Genomic DNA, 19,584 nt, shown 5'->3' with positions numbered 1-19,584 from the left:
CCCCCCCCCCCCCCCCCCCCCCCCCCCCCCCCCCACGATTCCGATGTCGGTGCAGGCGATGAAGGCCGGCGCGGTGGAGTTTCTGACCAAGCCATTCAATGACGATGAACTGCTCGGCATTCTGCGCAGCACCCGTCAACACGCCGCGACTGCGTTCAATCAATGGCAACGGGTTCAGCACGTGCGGCAGCTGGCGGCGCAACTGACACCGCGTGAGCGCGAGGTGCTGCCGCTGATCGTCGGCGGTCTGTCGAACAAACAGATCGCCAACCAGTTGGGCACCAGTGAAGTGACCGCCAAGGTTCATCGCAAACACATCATGGCGAAGATGCAGACCCGCTCGCTGGTCAACCTCGTCGAACTCTACGGACTGATCAGCGCTGCGCCTTCGCCTGGCCCATCGAGCCTGTCGTGAGCGCCCCGGCGGGTCGCCCGACGGCGATCGAAAACACCCCACCGACGATTGTCTGCATCGTCGATGACGACGCGTCGGTGCGCAAAAGCCTGTCGAATCTGCTGCGTTCGGTCGGTTATCGCGCGCAGGTTTATGCCAGTGGCGAAGCGTTTCTCGCCGAAGCAGACTTCGCCGAAATCGCCTGCCTGCTGCTGGATCTGCGCATGCCCGGCCTGTCCGGCATCGACGTGATGCGCCAACTGCCGCGACAGTTTCCGGTGATCTGCATGTCCGCCCATTGGGACGAGGCGGCGCTGGCTGAGTCCGGGCATTACCAGGCGTTTGAATGCCTGTGCAAACCCTTCGAAGAAGAGGTTTTGCTGGCGGCACTCGACAAGGCCCTGCACCGCCAGCACTGATCGCTTCAGCTGTCCTGCGTGGCTTCTTCCGCAGTTTCGATCGCGGGCAGCGACTCAGTCATCGAAGCGTGACACACCGCCAGAATCTCATCGGCCAGCGCCGAGTCATCCGGGCAGGCGCGCGACAGCATGATCGCCCCGACGGCGCGGGCCAGCAGGTCGATCATCCGGGTCCTGCCCTCACCTTGCGGTGCATCCGCTGCCGTCGGGTATCTCTCGCCGAGCGTCTGCAACGTGCGCTCGATGCCTTCAGCGAACGCCGCTTTCACGTCCCCGGACTGCCGCGCCGCATCGCCGCACAACGCTGCCATGGTGCAACCGGTGGAACGGCCGTCACGATGCTCGCGCGACACGTACACGTCGATGAAATCCTGCACGCTCATGCTTTCGGCGGCGGCCGTGGACTGCGCCAGGCTGTTGGCCGACGCTTCGGCCATCAGGTCGGCCTTGGAGCCGAAGTGTTTGTAGAAACCGCCGTGAGTAAAACCGGCGGCCGCCATCAGGTCAGCCACGCCGACCCCGTCATAACCGCGTTCGCGGAACATCACTGAAGCGGTTTCGACAATGTGCTCGCGATTGGCCTGAGCCTGAGCCTTGGATACGCGCATGTTGAATACCTCCAGCGCTGAAAATTCATCGGCCGATGATACATAGATGTTGGCCATAATCAAAACCGTTGACAGGTTAGATTTCGATCATCATCCTAAAGACCCGCAATCAGTCTTCAACTGACAAAGAGCCCACACCATGACTACTCGCCCTACTGTTCTGATCACTGGCGCCTCCACCGGCATCGGCGCGGTCTACGCCGCACGTTTCGCCCAACGCGGGCACGATCTTGTGCTGGTCGCCCGTGACCAGTCGCGCCTGGACACCCTTGCTGCCGGTTTGCGCGCTGAACACAACGTCAATGTCGAAGTGCTACAGGCCGACCTGACGCAACTGAGCGACCTGCAAACCGTCGAGGCGCGTCTGCGTGACGACGCGCGCATCGGCATTCTCATCAACAATGCCGGCGCGGCGCAGTCCGGTACCTTCATCGAGCAGAGCACCGACAGCGTGGCGCAACTGGTCGCGCTAAACACCACGGCGCTGGTGCGTTTGGCCAGTGCGATCGCCCCGCGTCTGGCCAAGGCCGGCGACGGCGCGATCATCAACATCGGCTCGGTGGTGGGCCTGGCGCCGGAGTTCGGCATGGCGGTGTATGGCGCGACCAAGGCGTTCGTACTGTTCCTCTCCCAAGGCCTGAGCCTGGAACTGTCGCCACAAGGCGTGTACGTGCAAGCCGTATTGCCTGCGGCCACCCGCACGGAAATCTGGGACCGCGCCGGTATCGACATCAACACCCTCACCGACATCATGGAAGTCGGCGACATGGTCGACGCCGCGCTGGTCGGCTTCGACCGTCGCGAAGTCGTGACCATCCCGCCGCTGCACGAAGGCGAGCGCTGGGATGCCCTGCAAGCCGCGCGGCAAGGCCTGTTGGCGCAGATCCGCCAGTCGGCGGTGGCGCAACGTTATCTGACTCAGGCCTGACCTCATCCAGACCCGCCGCTATGCCGGCGGGTTTCTACCGACAAGAGCATCCGCAATGAAGGCATTTTTCATCGAGCGCTACGGCAAGCAGAACGGCCGGATCGGCGACATCCCGGAACCGCAGGTCGGCGCGCACGACGTGCTGATCGAAGTGCGCGCCAGCAGCGTCAACCCGCTGGATCTGAAGATTCGCAGCGGCGAATTCAAGATGATCCTGCCCTATCAAATGCCTTTGATATTGGGCAACGATGTCGCCGGCGTGGTGCTCAGCACCGGTGCGGCGGTCAAGCGTTTCAAGCCGGGCGATGAGGTTTATGCGCGTGCGCCTGAAAACAGGATTGGCACGTTTGCCGAACGCATCGCTGTCGACGAACAAGCGATCGCGTTAAAACCCGCCAATCTCGCCATGACCGAGGCGGCTTGCATGCCGCTAGTGGCGTTGACCGCGTGGCAGGCCCTGGTCGAAGTCGCCAACGTGCAAAAAGGCCAGAAAGTGCTGATTCACGCCGGCTCCGGTGGCGTTGGCACGGTCGCCATTCAACTGGCCAAACACCTCGGCGCTTTTGTTGCGACTACGACCAGCACGGCGAATGTCGCGTGGGTCAAGGCGCTGGGCGCTGATGTGGTGATCGATTACAAGCAGCAGGATTTCGCCATTGAGCTGCGCGACTACGACGTGGTGCTCAACAGCCTCGGCGGCGATGTGTTGGAGAAATCGTTAAAGGTGTTGAAACCGGGCGGGAAACTGATTTCCCTGTCAGGGCCGCCGACTGCGCAGTTCGCTCAGGAGCAGGGTTTGTCCTGGCTGCTGGGGCTGGTCATGCGTCTGCTCAGCAGTGGTATTCGGCGCAAGGCGCGCAAGCGTGGGGTGGGTTATTCGTTTCTGTTCATGCGTGCCGATGGCATCCAGTTGCACAAAATCACTGCGTTGATTGAGGCAGGAGTGATCAAACCGGTGGTTGATCGTATTTTTCCGTTCGATCAGATAGCTGACGCGTTGCACTACGTTGAACAAGGTCGGGCTAAGGGCAAGGTTGCCATCGTGATCGATCCTAAAACGCCCTCACGCTAACCCTCTCCCAGAGGGAGAAGGAACTGACCGAGCTGAATGCGCGGGTGACGCCGACCTGAGATACCGAGTCGAACATATATCCCAAAAAGCCCACAAATCAGCTCCCTCTCCTCGGGGAGAGGGCTGGGGTGAGGGGTGAATTCAGCGCGGTGTTTGTATATGTGCATTGCAACTGCAAGCCTGACTCGCCATCCCCGCTGAAACGTCGAGAAACCCCTCTCAACTTGCATTTTGCCCATCCTGCACCACGCTTGATTCACACAAGTGCACGTTTTCATGGCAAAACTGCGGTTAACTGAATGGTTAGTTACCGCTATAATCCCGCGCTTCATTCAAACGGGACTTTCAATGTGAACCACAGTCAACGCGTCTCAGGCGTTTCAACGTTCATTCTGGTCGGCCTTGGCGGGATCATCGCCCTGCTCGGTCTGGCGCTCGCGGCCGGCGGTGTGAAGCTGGTCAGCCTGGGCGGTTCCTGGTACTTCCTGGTCGGCGGTCTGGCGATGACCGTTTCCGGGGTGCTGATCGCACTGAAGAAAACTGCAGGCGCCTGGCTGTTCGGCGCATTTCTCGTGGCCACCGCGATCTGGGCCGTGGCTGACGCGGGGCTGGTGTTCTGGCCGGTGTTCTCGCGGCTGTTCATGTTCAGCGCGATCGGTATGGTCGTCGCTCTGGTCTACCCGCTGCTGGCGCGTGCCAGTGGCCGCGAGGCGGGTCGTGGCGCGTATGCCGTGGCCGCTGTGCTCGCGGTCGGTGTGGCCGTTGCGGCGGGCAACATGTTCGTCGCCCACCCAACCGTTGCCGCGACTGGCACTGGCCCGGGCCTGACTCCGGTCGAGCCGGCCAAGGCGCAGAAAGACTGGGCGCACTACGGCAACACCGAAGGTGGCAGCCGCTTCGCCGCGCTCGATCAGATCAACCGCAACAACGTCGACAAATTGAAAGTCGCGTGGACCTACCACACCGGTGACGTCGCCGAGAGCGATGGCAACGGCGCCGAAGACCAGCTCACCCCGCTGCAGGTCGGCAACAAAGTCTTCATCTGCACCCCGCACAACAACCTGATCGCGCTGGATGCCGACACCGGCAAGGAAATCTGGAAAAACCAGATCAACGCCCAGTCGAAAGTCTGGCAGCGTTGCCGTGGCATGGCCTATTTCGATCGCACCGCTACCATCGCGCAGCCAGCCAATTCGCCGATCATCGAAGCCAAACCCGAGCCGGCCGCCAACTGCCAGCGTCGTCTGCTGACCAACACCATCGATGCCCGCCTGATCGCGGTCGATGCCGACACCGGCGAGTTCTGCCAGGGTTTCGGCAACAACGGCCAGGTCGATCTGAAGGCCGGCCTGGGTGATGTTCCGGACAGCTACTATCAGTTGTCGTCCGCGCCATTGATGGCCGGCACCACCGTGGTGGTTGGCGGTCGTGTTGCCGACAACGTGCAAAGCGACATGCCAGGCGGTGTGATTCGCGGTTTTGACGTAATCACGGGCACCATGCGCTGGGCGTTCGACCCGGGCAACCCGCAGGATCGCAACGCACCGGCCGACGGCAAAACCTACGTGCGCAGCACGCCGAACAGCTGGGCGCCGATGTCCTACGACGCGGCGACCAACACCGTATTCCTACCGATGGGCAGCTCGTCCACCGACATCTATGGTGTCGAGCGCAGCGAACTGGACCACAAGTACGGCGCCTCGATCCTCGCGCTGGACGCCAGCACCGGTGAAGAACGCTGGGTGTTCCAGACCGTGCACAACGATCTGTGGGACTTCGACCTGCCGATGCAGCCGAGCCTGATCGACTTCGACAAGGACGGCCAAAGCGTTCCGGCGCTGGTCATCGGCACCAAGGCCGGGCAGATCTATGTGCTCGACCGCGCCACCGGCAAGCCGCTGACCGAGGTCAAGGAAGTACCGGTGAAAGCCGCGAACATCCCTAACGAGCCGTACTCGCCGACTCAGCCGAAATCCGTGGGCATGCCGCAGATCGGCGCGCAGCACCTGACCGAATCGGACATGTGGGGCGCCACGCCGTACGACCAGTTGCTCTGCCGCATCGACTTCAAGAGCATGCGCTACGACGGTCTGTACACCGCGCCGGGTACCGACAAATCGCTGAGCTTCCCGGGTTCGCTGGGCGGCATGAACTGGGGCAGCATCTCCACTGACCCGGTGCACGGTTTCATCTTCGTCAACGACATGCGCCTGGGTCTGTGGATCCAGATGATCCCGTCGCAGAACAAAGGCCAGGCCGCTGGCGGTGGCGAAGCGCTGAACACCGGCATGGGCGCTGTGCCGCTCAAAGGCACGCCGTACGCGGTGAACAAGAACCGCTTCCTGTCGGTGGCCGGCATTCCGTGCCAGGCGCCGCCGTTCGGCACTTTGACCGCGATCGACATGAAGACCCAGAAAGTCGCATGGCAGGTTCCGGTCGGCACCGTTGAAGACACCGGTCCCCTGGGCATCCGCATGCACTTGCCGATCAAGATCGGTCTGCCAACCCTCGGCGGCACCCTGTCGACCCAGGGCGGCCTGATCTTCATTGCCGGCACCCAGGACTTCTACCTGCGCGCCTTCAACAGCGGCAACGGCGAAGAAGTCTGGAAAGCCCGTCTGCCGGTCGGCAGCCAGGGCGGCCCGATGACGTACGTTTCGCCGAAGACCGGCAAGCAGTACATCGTCGTCACCGCTGGCGGCGCACGCCAGTCGAACGATCGGGGCGATTACGTGATGGCCTACGCCCTGCCGTAACTCGCTGCCGCACCACCAACCTCCTCCAAGCGCGCGGTGCCCCAAAGCACCGCGTCGCCGTTTTATTGCGTTAAAGATTTCAGCAGGAAGGATTCACATGTCATCGGCTGTTCGCTTTTCTCGTACCACGCTTTCCAATGGCCTGTTGCTGGGCCTGAGCTGCACCACTGCCCTCCCCGCGCTGGCCGCCAGCGATTCCGATCTGCTGACCCGCAGCACCTTGACCGGTGACTGGGGCGGCTTGCGTCATCAACTCGATGAAGACGGCATCAAGTTCACTGGCGATTACAGCGGCGAAACCGCTTACAACGCCGACGGCGGCCTGCACCGCTCGGCGCGCTACTCGCAGAACATCAAACTCGGCGTGCAGTTTGATCTGAGCAAACTCTACGGCGTCGACAACGCCGGCAAAGTGCAACTGACCATCAACGACCGACGCGGCAACAGCGCATCGGAAGATCTGGTCGGCAACCGCCTGCCGATTCAGGAAAACTACGGCGGCCTGTACACGCGCCTGACTGAACTGAGTTATGAGCGCAGCCTGTTCACCCCGGCGCTGAACGTGAAGCTCGGCTACATGGCCATGGGCAACGACCTCGGCGGCCTCGACAGCGGCATTCTGTGCAACTTCATGAACGCCGGTTTCTGCGGTCACCCGCTGAACATGTCCGGCGGCAGCGGCTGGACCAACTACCCCAACGCTCGTCTGGGCGTGCGGGTCAAATACGACCTGTCGCCGTCCTGGCAGCTGCGTGTGGCGGCGTTCAACGTCGACCCCGAGAGCAACGGCAATTCCAGCCGCGCCTGGCATCTGGGGCCGAAGCACACCACCGGCACCGTCGTGCCGATCGAGTTGGTGTACAAACACGCCGGCGAGCTGCCGGGTGAGTACAAGCTCGGCTATTACTACGACAGCTCCGACGTCAAACGCATTGGCAGCGACGACGAGGTGTCGGGGCGTGGCGGGCATTATCTGCTGATCGACCAGGCCGTATGGCGTTCGCCGACCTCCGAAGGCCGCAGCCTGCATGCTTTCGGTCAGTATTCGGCGGCCAGTGAAGCCGCCTCGCCGTTCAGCAAGTGGTACGGCACCGGCGTGGTTTTGTACAAACCGTTGGAAGGCCGCCCGCGTGACACCTTGGCGCTGGGCTACGGCCGCGCCGTGCCAAACCCGCGCAGCCGCGATGTGCAGCAGGATGCCGCGCTGGCCAATGGTGCTGCGTTTCCGAACCTCGATAGCGCCGAGCAGTTGATCGAGTTGGGTTACGGCTACCAGGCCACCCCATGGCTGACCCTGCGCCCGAACCTGCAATACATCATCGAACCGGGGGCGTTTTCCGGGCAGGACATCGACAATGCGCTGGTGGTGGGGTTGCAGGTGAAGGCTGCGCTTTAAGCCTTGTGGTGAAAGGGCTGCCGTCATCGCGAGCAGGCTCACTCCTACAGGATTGGCGGCGTGCGCAAAATCTCTGCAAAACACAAAACCACCGTGGGAGCGAGCCTGCTCGCGAAAGCGCCGGGTCAGGCGACTGCGATGTTGAATGTAGCGCCGACTTCGCGAGCAGGCTCGCTCCCACAGGAGGTTTGGATCAGGTCGGAGAGTTGGATTCGCCGCTGCCGTAGCGGGATGCAGAGGATTTGCGGCGGGCAGGAAATTAATTCCAGCCCATCGGTGAATTATTTCGTGTCTGCATGTATCTGAGCCAGAAGAGCCGGCGCCATCATGGAGATGGCATCGCAGCGGTAATCTGGATCAGCGAGCGGGAACAGCGCAATGAAATCACGCAAGAACACCGTCAAACCGATCGGTTTGAAAGACATCACCATTGTCGACGACGCCAAGATGCGCAAGGCGATCACTGCCGCCGCACTGGGCAACGCCATGGAATGGTTCGACTTTGGCGTCTACGGCTTTGTCGCCTATGTGCTCGGCAAGGTTTTCTTCCCCGGCGCCGATCCCGGCGTGCAAATGATCGCCGCGCTGGCGACCTTCTCCGTGCCCTTCCTCATCCGTCCGCTTGGCGGTTTGTTCTTCGGTGCGCTCGGCGACAAATACGGACGGCAGAAAGTCCTCGCCGCGACCATCGTCATCATGTCCCTGAGCACCTTTGCCATCGGCCTGATTCCGTCCTATGCCTCGATCGGCATCTGGGCGCCGATCCTGCTGTTGCTGGCGAAAATGGCCCAAGGTTTCTCGGTCGGTGGCGAATACACCGGCGCCTCGATCTTCGTCGCTGAATACGCGCCCGACCGTAAGCGCGGCTTCCTCGGCAGTTGGCTGGATTTCGGCTCGATCGCCGGCTTCGTCTTCGGCGCCGGCGTGGTGGTGCTGATCTCGACGATTCTTGGCGAACAGCGCTTCGAAGAATGGGGCTGGCGGATTCCGTTCTTCCTCGCCCTGCCGCTGGGCATGATCGGCCTGTATCTGCGCCACGCCCTCGAAGAAACCCCGGCGTTCCAGCAACACGTGGAAAAACTCGAACAAGGCGACCGCGAAGGCCTCGCCGGTGGCCCGAAGGTGTCGTTCAAGGAAGTCGCAACCAAACACTGGCGCAGCCTGATGACCTGCATCGGCGTGGTAGCGGCGACCAACGTCACCTATTACATGCTGCTCACCTACATGCCGAGTTACCTGACGCACAACCTGCACTACAGCGAAAACCACGGCGTGCTGATCATCATCGCGATCATGGTCGGCATGCTCTTCGTGCAGCCGCTGATCGGTTTCATCAGCGACAAGATCGGCCGCAAACCCTTCATCGTCGTCGGCAGCATTGGCCTGTTCATCTTCGCCATTCCGGCGTTCATGCTGATCAACAGCGGCAGCATCGGCCTGATCTTCTCCGGCCTGCTGATCCTCGCGGTGCTGCTCAACTTCTTCATCGGCGTGATGGCCTCGACCCTGCCGGCGATGTTCCCCACGCACATCCGCTACAGCGCGCTGGCCAGTGCCTTCAACGTCTCGGTGCTGATAGCAGGTCTGACCCCGACTGCCGTGGCCTGGCTGGTGGAAAGCACCAACGATCTGTACATGCCTGCGTATTACCTGATGGTCATCGCCGTGGTCGGACTAGTCACTGGCGTGACCATGAAGGAAACCGCCAACAAGCCCCTGCGCGGCGCGGCCCCGGCGGCTTCCGACCTCGAAGAGGCCAAGGAGCTGTTGCAGGAACACCACGACAATATCGAGCAGAAAATCGAAGACATCGATGCCGAAATCGCCGCGCTGGAAGCCAAGCGCAAGGAACTGGCGCTCCAGCATCCGCGCATCGATTGATCAGTGCGGCGTCGGCAATCGGTCCGACGCCGCGCCGAGCTTGAGCTAGCCTTGAAACCGGATCGCATGCCATTCAAGGAGTTCACATGTTCAAGCTGATGAAAAGTTCGGTCGCTGGCGGATTGCTCTTCGCCAGCCTCCAGGCCGAAGCCGGCGGCATCATGATTTACGAGGCCGGCCACGAAGGCACCGGGCTGGCCAACGCCGGCTCTGCGGTCATGGCCAGCGACCCGAGCATTCTGATGACCAACCCGGCGGGCATCAGCCAACTGGCGGGCACGCAGATCAACTTCAACGCGCAGTTGATCCTCGGCGACGTCAGCTTCTCCCGCGACAACGCCAATACCTTCGGCGGCAACGAAGGTGGCAACGCCTTGAAGTACCTGCCCGGCTCCAGCTTCTTCATCAGCCATCAACTCGATGAGCGCTCCTCGATCGGCTTCGGCATGTACGGCAATTTCGGTCTGGCGCTGGACTACGACGATGACTGGGCCGGGCGCTATTTCGCTCAGGAGTCGGCCATTATCGGTGTGTCATTCCAGCCCACCTATGCCTACAAGATCACCGACGACCTGTCCGTCGGCCTCGGCCCGCGCTTCATGCTTGGCTACTTCCGCACCGAAGTGGCGGTCAACAATAACGTGCTCGGTCTGGGCAACGCCGAGGATGGTCAGTTGCGTTACAAGGACACCGACTGGGGCACGGGCGCCAACGTCGGCGTGCTCTACAACCTCAACGAGCGCACGAAGCTCGGGCTGGCCTGGACCAGCAAGATCAAGCTCAAATTCGAAGACAAACCCGAGCTTAAGAAAATCACCAATCCGCTGCTGCGTCTGGCGCTCAACCGTCTTGACGCCGATCAGCTGAACGTCGACATGAACGTGCCGCAGACCGTCACCACCAGCGTGTCCTACCAGCTCGATCCGCAGTGGACGCTGCTCGGCAGCCTCGGCTGGCAGGACTGGAGCGATTTCGGCAAGGTCGGCGTGGAAGTCGATACCGGCCTGGGCTCGACTTCCAGAACGGCGCAGCGGCAATACAAGGACACCTGGCATGCCTCGATCGGCGCGCAGCATCAGATCAACCCGAAACTGCGCTGGAACGTCGGCCTCGGTTACGACTCCTCGGCAGTAGATGACAAGGATCGCACCGTCGACAACCCGATGAACGAAGCGTGGCGCCTGGCGACCGGGGTCAGCTATGCGTTGCAGGACGATGTCGATGTGCACATGAGCTACACGCTGATCTACCTCGGCGACATGGACGTGCAGCAGACCAAAACGCGCTCCGGCGGCTCGGTCTCCGGCGAATACAAAAACGCCGCCCTGCATGTGCTGGGCGGCGGCGTGGTCTGGCGTTTCTAGGGGTCACTCATCCTTTGGCGCCTGCGCCGGTGCGGTGAACCACTGCTCCGGCGGCACGCGTTTTTCCTGCTGCGGATCGCCCAGGTAATGCGGCGACATGATCTGCACGCCGTATTCATTGAACACGTCCTGAATATTGGCGTGGAGCATGCTCAGCAACACCGCACGCGGGCGCGGCTGGCTGGGGATGGCCTGGGCCACCAGGCGATACTCGGGATAGAAGTCCGACAGCGCGGTCTGAAACACCTGCGCCGGCGGGTCTTCGAGCACGCCCGGCGTGCGTTTGGCCGCCTCCAGCAACATCGCTTCGACCTGACGCCACGGGGTGTCGTAGCCGATGGTCACGACCGTGTCGACCACGTACCCAGGACCTTGCACGGTGCGCGAGTAGTTCTTGGTCACGGTGCCGGTGATCATCGAGTTGGGCAGCGTCAGCACTTCACCGAGGCCGGTGCGAATCCGCGTGGTGAACATGCCCAGCTCGGTAACAGTGCCTTCGTACTCGCCGATCCTGACAAACTCGCCGGGGCGCAAAGTCCGCGTGTAGGTCAGGATCAACCCGGCCGCCGCTTGCCCGACGACGCTGGTGGCGCCAAGGGAAATCATCAGGCCGATCAGCACCGACAAGCCTTTGAACGCATCGGTCCCGGCGCCGGGCAGATAGGGATAAGCCATCGCCAGCGCAAACAGCCAGACTGCCAGCGCGGTCAGGCGTTGCGTCGGTTGCAGGGTCTCATGGTTGAGCCAACTGAACGTCCCCGGCGCGGCCATCCGGCGCAGGATGCGTCGGGTAAATGCGGTCACGCCCCGGGCGATAAAGAAAATCGCCAGCGCCACGCCCAGCCCCGGTATCGCATCGACGATGCCCTGCAACAGATAACCGGCCAGTTCCACCAGATAGTTGTTGAGGCTTTCGCCCCACGGCCGCGTATACGGGAAGCGTGACAGGACAAAACCCAGCCATTCGTAGGACAGCAGCAGGATCAGCAACCAGCGCAGGAACAACAGACAGCGGCTGACCAACGGGTAGAGAAAATTCGAATCGATCAGTTGCACCCGTCCGACCTTCAGCGCCTTGGTGTGGCGATCCATCAGCGCCGGCAGTTTCGCCAACAACTTGTGGCGCAGCCATGACAGGCACCACAGCAGCGCCAGATAGATCAGCGTGGCCACCGCCGCCAGCGCCAGCGAACGCACAATCATCTGCACGTTACGCGCCTCACGGGTTTCGTTGACCACCTGGCGCAGTTTTTCCGCTGCGCCTTCGGCAGCTTCCTGCACCGAGGAATAGGCCAGACTGTCGACGTCTTTCGGTGCAACGATGAACGCACGGGTATTGCCGATCAGCACCATGTAACTGTTCTGGATCGAATCAGTGCTGATCTTCAGCTCAGGGTCTTCCTCCAGCGCTTCACTGATCACCCGCTTCGCCCGCTTGACCCGTGAGGCCGGCGCCTCGCCAAGAATGGTCGCGCGAAAAAGCATGATGCTGCGGTTGGCCACCTTCAGTTCTACCGCTTCGTCCGTTGCTGTCGTGGTGTCTTCCAGTGCCTGGCCGAGCCCGGACCACAGTGTTGCAGCCAGCAGCATCGCCAGCACCATCAGCCTGTTACGCATGCGCCGTTCCTTATGGCTGATTGTCGTGAGAGGTTTCGTCCAGTACTTCGCTGACGTCGGCCGGTTGATAGACCCAGCCGATGAACAATTCATAACCGACCGCCAGGATCACCGGCCCGGTGAACAGGCCGATGATGCCGCTGGTGACCATGCCGCCCAGCGCGCCGATCAGCACCACCGGCATCGGCACGGCCACGCCACGCCCGAGCAACATCGGCTTGAGCACGTTGTCGGAAAGCCCGGCGATCACCATCCACACGGCGAAGATGATCGTGCCGGGGCCGACGCCATCATGGGCAAAGACGAACACCACCACCGGCACGGTAACCAACAGCACCGGCAGTTGCATGATGCCCAGCAGCAACACCATCAACGCCAGCACACCGGCAGCGGGCACGCCCATGATCACCAGTGCCACACCGATCAGGATCATCTGGATAAAGGCGATACCGACCACGCCCTGCGCCACCGCGCGAATGGTCGAGGTGCACAGTTGCGCGATCTGCGGGCCACGCACCGGGCCGGAAATCCGCGTGGTGATCGCCACCGCCGTGCGATGGCCGCGTTCGCCGTGGGTCATGATCAGTCCGGCGACAATCAGTGCAACGACAAACACCACGATGCCTGCGCCGACGCCGGCGGCCTGATGCAACAGCACCCGACCCCAACTGGTCAGGTGCGGCGCGAGCTCCTTGAATACCCAGCTCAGGTCCTGCGAAGCGTGCATCCAGATGCCATACAACGGCGCGCCGATCAGCGGCCAGTCGGCGACATTGGCGGGCGGCGGCGGAATCTCGAACTGCCCCGCTTCCACGGTTTGCATGCCCACCTTCACCGAATCGGCCACGGATGCGCCGAGCAGACTCAGCGGCACCATCAGGATCACCAGCCCCAGCAATACCAGCACAATCGCCGCCCAACCGTAGCGGTTGCCGAGTTTGGCGCCGAGCTTCTGGTTCAGCGGGTACAGCGTGACCGCAAGGATCAGCGCCCACAGCATCACATTGAGAAACGGATGGAAAATGTCGTAGCAGAACAGCACCAGGGTCGCGATCAACCCGGCGCGGATCAGTACGTCGAGCAAGGCTTTGGAACTGTTGAAGGCAATCAGCGGCTTATCTTCCATGGCAACATTCCTGAGCGGTGCAGCATTCGGGATGCGCTGAGCCTAGAACATGTTCGGCTGGTCTTCCTGTGGGGCGCGGCATTTGTGTCTGCATGCATTTTATTGATTCACACAGAACCTGTGGGAGCTGGCTTGCCAGCGATAGCGGCGGGTCAGCCGCCACACAGTTGCACTTGCAACCCCTCACTGCAGGAAACGGAAACATGGTGTTAAATAGGCGCCAGTCCCGACCTTGTCGCTTCAAGCCGTGCCACGAGAACCGCTATGAATACCCCTGCCCCAAACATCCACGCTCAACAGGTGACCCCATGATCGAAGTCACCGAAGTCTCCATCGCCCAACTGCGCGCCGCCCTCGAATCCGGCCAGACCACTGCCGTGGAGCTGGTGCAAGCCTATCTGGCGCGCATTGATGCCTACGACGGCGCCGACACCCCGACGGCACTCAACGCCGTCGTCGTGCGCAACCCCGAAGCGCTGAACGAAGCCCGCGCCTCCGATGCCCGCCGCGCCAAAGGTGAAACCCTCGGCCCGCTCGATGGCATTCCCTACACCGCCAAGGACAGCTATCTGGTCAAGGGCCTGACCGCCGCTTCCGGCAGTCCGGCGTTTGCCGATCTGGTCGCCCATCGCGACGCCTTCACCATCGAGCGCCTGCGCGCTGCCGGGGCGATCTGCCTGGGCAAGACCAACATGCCGCCGATGGCCAATGGCGGCATGCAACGCGGCGTTTATGGCCGCGCTGAAAGCCCGTACAACGCCGCATACCTCACCGCACCGTTCGCCTCCGGCTCGTCCAACGGCGCCGGCACCGCGACCGCTGCGAGTTTCGCTGCGTTCGGCCTGGCGGAGGAAACCTGGTCGAGCGGTCGTGGCCCTGCGTCGAACAACGGCCTGTGCGCCTACACCCCGTCGCGCGGCGTGATTTCGGTGCGCGGCAACTGGCCGTTGACCCCGACCATGGACGTCGTCGTGCCGTTCGCGCGGACCATGGCCGACCTGCTCGAAGTGCTCGATGTGGTCGTCGCCGAAGACTCCGATACCCGTGGCGACCTGTGGCGCCTGCAACCTTGGGTGCCGATCCCGCGCGTCAGCGAAGTGCGCCCGGCTGCGTACAGTGAACTGGCCGCCGACGCCAAAGCCCTGGCCGGCAAACGCTTCGCCATCCCGCGTATGTACATCAATGCCGACCCGGACGCTGGCACCAGCGAAGCCCCCGGCATTGGCGGCCCGACCGGTCAGCGCATCAATACCCGCGCGTCCGTGATCGATTTGTGGAAACAGGCGCGTCAGGCTCTGGAAGCCGCTGGCGCTGAAGTCGTCGAAACCGACTTTCCGCTGGTTTCCAACTGCGAAGGCGACCGCCCTGGTGCGCCAACCGTGTTCACCCGTGGGCTGGTGTCGAAAGAGTTTCTGCACCATGAACTGTGGGATCTGACTGCCTGGGCGTTCGACGACTTCCTGCAAGCCAACGGTGACCCGAAGCTTAATCGTCTGGTTGACGTCGACGGGCCGAAGATCTTCCCGCACGACCCTGGCACCCTGCCCAACCGCGAAGGCGATCTGGCCGCCGGCATGGACGAATACGTGCGCATGGCCGAACACGGCATCACGCCGTGGAATGAAATCCCAACCGTGCCTGATGGCTTGCGTGGTCTGGAGCAGACCCGACGCATCGACCTCGAAGACTGGATGGACAGCCTTGGCCTCGACGCCGTGCTGTTCCCGACCGTCGCCGACGTCGGCCCGGCGGATGCGGATGTGAACCCGGCCTCGGCGGATATCGCCTGGAGCAACGGCGTCTGGGTGGCCAACGGCAACCTCGCGATCCGCCACCTCGGCGTGCCAACCGTCACCGTGCCCATGGGCGTGATGGCCGACATCGGCATGCCCGTCGGCCTGACCTTCGCCGGCCGCGCCTACGACGACTCGAACCTGCTGCGCTTCGCCGCCGCTTTCGAATCCACCGGCAGCAAACGCCAGATCCCACCGCGTACACCGCCGCTGGCTTAATGCACTGTGTCAGCTCCCACAAATACTGTGGGAGCTGACTTGCCAGCGATGGCGGCCTGACAGCCGCCACAGTTTTACCTGACTACACCGACTCGCTCCCACAGGGTTTGGTGTGAGGGCTGCCAACTCAGCACACCGGCTCAATCCTTACCAGGCCAATCCGCCGATCATCAGCGCCATCCTGATTACCACCGGCACTGACCATGATCAACCGCGCCCCCTCCCGCCTCACTCTGCTCGCCATGCTCTGCGGTCTGACCGGCACCGCCCATGCCAGCGGCTTTTTCGACGACGCCAAAAGCGATGTCCTGCTGCGCAACTTCTACCTCAGCAACGACTACCGCTCGCCCACGCCCTCCGGGAAAAACTACAAACAGGAGTGGGCACAAGGCTTTATCGGCAACTTCTCATCCGGTTTCACCGAGGGCACAGTCGGTTTCGGCATCGACGCCCACGCCTTCGCCGGCCTGAAACTCGACGGCGGCAAGGGCCATTCCGGCACCGGTCTGTTACCGGTCGACAGCGATGGTCGCAGTGAAAACAACTATTCCAGCGCTGGCGGTGCGTTCAAGCTCAAGGTCTCGCGAACCACCCTCGCCTTCGGCGAAATGACCGTAGAAACCCCGGTCTTCGACACCTCCGACAAACGCCTGCAACCGGAATACGCCACAGGCTTTTTGCTCAACAGCGCCGAGTTCGACAACGTCAATCTGCTCGCCGGGCATTTCACCGCGTTCAAGAACCAGGACAGCTCTTCCGGCCAAGGCGATTTCTTTGGATACGGCGCCAACACCGAAGCGGGCGGCATCAGCTTCGTCGGTGCCGATCTGTTCAGCTCAAGCCCGATCGGCGGCGCGTTGTATGCCTCGGAACTGAGCGACACCTGGCACCAGTATTACGGCAACCTGCACTTCAAACAGTCCGGCGTGCTGCTCGACGCCAACCTCTACCACACCCGCGACACCGGCCGCGCACTGGCCGGCGAGATCGACAACACCGCCTTCAGCCTCTCCGGCAAATACAGCTTCGGCGCGCACGCGGTGATGCTCGGCTGGCAACGGATCAATGGCGACACGCCGTTCGATTTCGTCGGCGGCGACTCGATCTACCTCGCCAACTCGATCAAATACGCCGACTTCAACGGCGCCAACGAACGCTCCTGGCAAGCCCGCTACGACCTCGACCTCGGCGCCTTCGGCATCCCCGGCCTGAACTTCATGACCCGCTACGTCAGCGGCAGCCACATCGACGGCACGCACGCGCCGAAGGGCGGCGCCTACAACCCGTTCGACGCCGACAGCGGCGACTATCAACCGCAACAAGGCAGCGGCGGCAAACACTGGGAACGCGATATCGACCTGAAATATGTCGTGCAATCCGGCGCCGCGAAGGATCTGTCGGTGCAGCTGTCGCACGTCACCCACCGCGCCAACGAAGCACAGGCTGGCGATGATATTGACCGGATTTACGTGGTCATCCAGTACCCGCTGGGTTTTTGAGGTAACACGATCAACCCGCCCACAGGTTCCTGCGTCGGCCACAAACCCTGAGTTTGCTCCTTGAGATCAAAATCAAATGATTTCAGCGTACCGCAGCGCCTACAGCGGCTAGCCAAGTGCCATCACCTCGTTTATTCTGCGCCCCCGCATAAAAAGCCAAGCCAGGAAGGCATTGATTGACCTTCCTGTTTGTAGTCAATCAACGCAAGCAGATTCAGGGATGTACATGTTTCAGCTATTCAAACTCGGAGCGGCCGTCGTGCTCGCCGCGACGCTCAGCGGCTGCATTACCGAAAGCGCTTCCTGGGTCAGCGAACCCTTGCAACCCAAGGCAAGCGAGCCAGTCAGTTATCTCGTTGGCTCAATCGGGCCGCAATCACTCAAGCAATCAGCCGCTGACAACCAGCGAATCTTTTTCCGCAAACGCGGTTCCGAATACGGTGCGGCCGGCGTCTGGAAAATGGCCGGCGCTTACTCCACGCCGCAGGATGTTCAGGACGGTGTCGGCGCAGCGAGCGTATTCGTGCTTCCCCTGAAGCCGGGCGATTACGAGTTCTATGATTTCCAGTTCTTTTCCGCACGTTATCAACCTGGGCTAGGCACTGTTTTCACCTCGAGAGAGGCGCGGGAAAAATTCAACCTGCCGATGCGCCTGGAACCCGGCAAGGCCTATTACATCGGCGAGTTCCGCTCGTTCTGCCTGACAGCCGGTTTCTGCGCGTTCCGCTGGAGTGATCAGAACGCCCGCGATGCGCTGATTGCGCAACGTCTGGCGCCAGGATTGCCAACGCTGCAACCGCTGAAACTTGACCTCAACCGTGCTCAGCCCTACATCTTCACCGGCCCCATTCCGGGTATTGCCGTGGATGCCAAACCATGAAAAAAATCATCGCCCTCACCGCCGCCGCTCTGTTGACCGGTTGCGCGGCGACCAACACCTTGCCCGAGCGCACGCTTACGGACGCTCAGGATTATCTGCAGCCGATTCACGTTATGGTCGATGATCCGGAAAACGGCTCCAGCCTGCGCAACCACCTGCGTCAGACCGGTGTGTTCCGCACTATCGAAACCGGCAGCGGTAAAGCTGACGAGTACAACGTGCAGGTCAAACTCAATGTGGAACGTCACCTGCCGCCGTTTCCGGTGATTCTGCTGAGCACCGCGACGTTGTTCTTGCTGCCGCTGTCGAACGAATTCGACACGCAAACCGAATTCACCGTGTTCCAGGGTGACAAGCGACTGAAGCAATACACCTATCGCAACATCACTCAAAAATACGTCTGGCTACTGGATCAGGGCGGCGAGATGCGCGAACAGAACCTCGGCCGCATCGCCCGCGCCTTCGCGCAGGATGTGCAGCAGGACCGGCTGATCCCGGCAGTCGCGCAATGAACCGCGCGATGATAAAAGTCGCCGGCCTGCTCTGTGCCTCACTGATGCTGGGCGGCTGCGCCAACACCTTGCAGCCGCTCGATTACCATGCCGATCAGGCCTACGTGCCGGTCACGCTCGGCATGGGGCCGGCGTATACGCGCATCGACGAGCAGCATCAGCGCGAAACCGTCAGCGTCCTGAAAAAGACCGGCGCGTTCTCGATGCTCGACGGCGGTTACACCCGCAACGGCTACAGCCTGTTGATCACCGAACCCAGCGACGACAAGGTCAACTGGCTGGCGCTGGTCAACGTCTTCACCCTGTTCACCTTCCCGATGCCCTACCACTACCAGGACAACCTGCGCGGCTCGGTCTTCAAGGATGGCCAACTGCTCAAAACCTACAACTACTCCCGCGAAGGCTGGAGCGTGATGACGTGGTATGTGCCGATTCCCGGGGTCGAGAACAAACGGCAGATGCTCGACCAGTTGTTGGTGGAAATGGACCGGGACAAGTTGATTCCGTATCAACCATAAGGTTGGGTGATGTGGGCTGGTGCGGTGGACTGCGGCGCAATGCATTGCAATGTGGGAGCGAGCCTGCTCGCGAAGAGGCCATCAGGTTCGGCGCAATTCTTTGATTTAAACGAAGCTGTTTAAAAGACACCTGCGGACACGGTCTCAAGGCTACAAATCCTTGCGCCATTGCCTACAGCCAAGCCAGAATCCGCCGGCTTGTGCGCCTTGGGGGCGGGTTCTATTGTGGTGCGGTCGCTGACGAATCAGCGATCGGGTTTAGCGATCCGACTCATTACAGACGCACCAATGCCCAGTCTCAATTGCGTTTTTCGATCTGCACTTGATGTCATGGTGGCTGTGCGTGGGAGACCTTCGGGTCTACCCGGGGTTTCTGTGACCCGGATCGCTAACCTGCGTACAGCCGCCACCTTTACTTGTTTAGCGATGAGCCGTGGCGGCTAAATCAACCACGGAGTCTCACCATGATCAAACCAACACCCAACCCACCCGAAACCGACCCCACCTCCCCCTACGAATCCCTCGACTCCAAAAAACTACACCAAGCCGCCGACCGCGCCCTCGACCACTACCTCTGCCCACCCGGCTCGACCCCGCCGCCG

16 protein-coding genes are annotated in these 19,584 nt (G+C 61.8%); 13 read left to right on the top strand and 3 right to left on the bottom strand.

Annotated elements, in window-relative coordinates:
* Both OK411_RS14485 and OK411_RS14480 read left to right on the top strand, forming a co-directional pair.
* Positions 1–415: response regulator transcription factor (locus OK411_RS14485; RefSeq protein ID WP_264365205.1), on the top strand; the 415-nt coding region annotated here is incomplete at its 5' end.
* Positions 412–813, top strand: coding sequence for a response regulator transcription factor (locus OK411_RS14480; RefSeq protein ID WP_225927621.1), 402 nt, complete (start codon positions 412–414; stop codon positions 811–813). The genes OK411_RS14485 and OK411_RS14480, both read left to right, overlap by 4 nt.
* 5 nt (positions 814–818) lie before the next feature.
* Here OK411_RS14480 and OK411_RS14475 read toward each other — a convergent pair whose 3' ends face one another.
* On the bottom strand, positions 819–1,421 hold the full coding sequence (locus tag OK411_RS14475) for a TetR/AcrR family transcriptional regulator (protein ID WP_206422182.1): 603 nt from the start codon (positions 1,419–1,421) through the stop codon (positions 819–821).
* 139 nt (positions 1,422–1,560) lie between these two features.
* On the opposite strand from OK411_RS14475, the gene OK411_RS14470 reads away from it, so the two are divergent.
* The 6 genes from OK411_RS14470 to OK411_RS14445 all read left to right on the top strand — a co-directional run bounded on the left by OK411_RS14470 (position 1,561) and on the right by OK411_RS14445 (position 10,818).
* Complete coding sequence (locus OK411_RS14470; protein WP_264365204.1) at positions 1,561–2,349, top strand: SDR family NAD(P)-dependent oxidoreductase; 789 nt, start codon at positions 1,561–1,563, stop codon at positions 2,347–2,349.
* A 55-nt stretch (positions 2,350–2,404) separates the two neighbouring features.
* A complete protein-coding gene (locus OK411_RS14465; protein WP_264365203.1) occupies positions 2,405–3,421 on the top strand; it encodes an NADP-dependent oxidoreductase in 1,017 nt (338 codons plus the stop codon).
* A 350-nt stretch (positions 3,422–3,771) separates the two neighbouring features.
* Positions 3,772–6,177 (top strand): glucose/quinate/shikimate family membrane-bound PQQ-dependent dehydrogenase, encoded by a 2,406-nt coding sequence (locus OK411_RS14460; RefSeq protein WP_264365202.1) that lies wholly within the window; start codon positions 3,772–3,774, stop codon positions 6,175–6,177.
* Between the two features lie 97 nt (positions 6,178–6,274).
* Positions 6,275–7,573 (top strand): carbohydrate porin, encoded by a 1,299-nt coding sequence (locus tag OK411_RS14455; protein WP_264365201.1) that lies wholly within the window; start codon positions 6,275–6,277, stop codon positions 7,571–7,573.
* A gap of 378 nt (positions 7,574–7,951) precedes the next feature.
* A complete protein-coding gene (gene proP / locus OK411_RS14450) occupies positions 7,952–9,454 on the top strand; it encodes a glycine betaine/L-proline transporter ProP (RefSeq protein WP_024013032.1) in 1,503 nt (500 codons plus the stop codon).
* An 86-nt stretch (positions 9,455–9,540) separates the two neighbouring features.
* The gene (locus OK411_RS14445; protein WP_413694512.1) at positions 9,541–10,818 is read left to right on the top strand and encodes an OmpP1/FadL family transporter; all 1,278 of its coding nucleotides are present in this window, start codon (positions 9,541–9,543) and stop codon (positions 10,816–10,818) included.
* A 3-nt stretch (positions 10,819–10,821) separates the two neighbouring features.
* Here the strand turns inward: OK411_RS14445 and OK411_RS14440 are convergent, their stop codons facing one another.
* Positions 10,822–12,435: a mechanosensitive ion channel family protein gene (locus tag OK411_RS14440; RefSeq protein ID WP_071172514.1), complete on the bottom strand. Its 1,614-nt coding sequence runs from the start codon at positions 12,433–12,435 to the stop codon at positions 10,822–10,824.
* A 10-nt stretch (positions 12,436–12,445) separates the two neighbouring features.
* Positions 12,446–13,561, bottom strand: coding sequence for an AI-2E family transporter (locus OK411_RS14435; protein WP_016774807.1), 1,116 nt, complete (start codon positions 13,559–13,561; stop codon positions 12,446–12,448).
* 308 nt (positions 13,562–13,869) lie between these two features.
* Between OK411_RS14435 and OK411_RS14430 the strand changes: the two genes are divergently transcribed.
* The 5 genes from OK411_RS14430 (at position 13,870) to OK411_RS14410 (ending at position 18,982) form a co-directional block, all read left to right on the top strand.
* A complete protein-coding gene (locus tag OK411_RS14430) occupies positions 13,870–15,573 on the top strand; it encodes an amidase (protein WP_264365200.1) in 1,704 nt (567 codons plus the stop codon).
* A 203-nt stretch (positions 15,574–15,776) separates the two neighbouring features.
* Complete coding sequence (locus tag OK411_RS14425; protein WP_264365199.1) at positions 15,777–17,072, top strand: OprD family porin; 1,296 nt, start codon at positions 15,777–15,779, stop codon at positions 17,070–17,072.
* Positions 17,073–17,298: 226 nt separating this feature from the next.
* The gene (locus OK411_RS14420) at positions 17,299–17,952 is read left to right on the top strand and encodes a hypothetical protein (protein WP_038862158.1); all 654 of its coding nucleotides are present in this window, start codon (positions 17,299–17,301) and stop codon (positions 17,950–17,952) included.
* A complete protein-coding gene (locus OK411_RS14415) occupies positions 17,949–18,464 on the top strand; it encodes a hypothetical protein (protein WP_122706290.1) in 516 nt (171 codons plus the stop codon). Before OK411_RS14420 ends, OK411_RS14415 begins: the two co-directional genes overlap by 4 nt.
* A gap of 8 nt (positions 18,465–18,472) precedes the next feature.
* Complete coding sequence (locus OK411_RS14410) at positions 18,473–18,982, top strand: hypothetical protein (RefSeq protein WP_264365198.1); 510 nt, start codon at positions 18,473–18,475, stop codon at positions 18,980–18,982.
* The last annotated feature ends 602 nt before the right edge of the window (positions 18,983–19,584 follow it).

This window comes from Pseudomonas sp. RG1 (assembly GCF_025910115.1).
Taxonomy (GTDB): Bacteria; Pseudomonadota; Gammaproteobacteria; order Pseudomonadales; family Pseudomonadaceae; genus Aquipseudomonas; species Aquipseudomonas atacamensis.
This window is presented reverse-complemented; position numbering and strand designations above follow the sequence as displayed.

What these genes read in the sequence shown, in the direction of transcription:
- OK411_RS14475 (WP_206422182.1), bottom strand. Translation starts at nt 1,421, where the DNA reads ATGCGCGTATCCAAGGCTCAGGCTCAGGCCAATCGCGAGCACATTGTC.
- OK411_RS14470 (WP_264365204.1), top strand. Translation starts at nt 1,561, where the DNA reads ATGACTACTCGCCCTACTGTTCTGATCACTGGCGCCTCCACCGGCATC.
- OK411_RS14465 (WP_264365203.1), top strand. Translation starts at nt 2,405, where the DNA reads ATGAAGGCATTTTTCATCGAGCGCTACGGCAAGCAGAACGGCCGGATC.
- OK411_RS14455 (WP_264365201.1), top strand. Translation starts at nt 6,275, where the DNA reads ATGTCATCGGCTGTTCGCTTTTCTCGTACCACGCTTTCCAATGGCCTG.
- proP (WP_024013032.1), top strand. Translation starts at nt 7,952, where the DNA reads ATGAAATCACGCAAGAACACCGTCAAACCGATCGGTTTGAAAGACATC.
- OK411_RS14445 (WP_413694512.1), top strand. Translation starts at nt 9,541, where the DNA reads ATGTTCAAGCTGATGAAAAGTTCGGTCGCTGGCGGATTGCTCTTCGCC.
- OK411_RS14440 (WP_071172514.1), bottom strand. Translation starts at nt 12,435, where the DNA reads ATGCGTAACAGGCTGATGGTGCTGGCGATGCTGCTGGCTGCAACACTG.
- OK411_RS14435 (WP_016774807.1), bottom strand. Translation starts at nt 13,561, where the DNA reads ATGGAAGATAAGCCGCTGATTGCCTTCAACAGTTCCAAAGCCTTGCTC.
- OK411_RS14430 (WP_264365200.1), top strand. Translation starts at nt 13,870, where the DNA reads ATGATCGAAGTCACCGAAGTCTCCATCGCCCAACTGCGCGCCGCCCTC.
- OK411_RS14425 (WP_264365199.1), top strand. Translation starts at nt 15,777, where the DNA reads ATGATCAACCGCGCCCCCTCCCGCCTCACTCTGCTCGCCATGCTCTGC.
- OK411_RS14420 (WP_038862158.1), top strand. Translation starts at nt 17,299, where the DNA reads ATGTTTCAGCTATTCAAACTCGGAGCGGCCGTCGTGCTCGCCGCGACG.
- OK411_RS14415 (WP_122706290.1), top strand. Translation starts at nt 17,949, where the DNA reads ATGAAAAAAATCATCGCCCTCACCGCCGCCGCTCTGTTGACCGGTTGC.
- OK411_RS14410 (WP_264365198.1), top strand. Translation starts at nt 18,473, where the DNA reads ATGATAAAAGTCGCCGGCCTGCTCTGTGCCTCACTGATGCTGGGCGGC.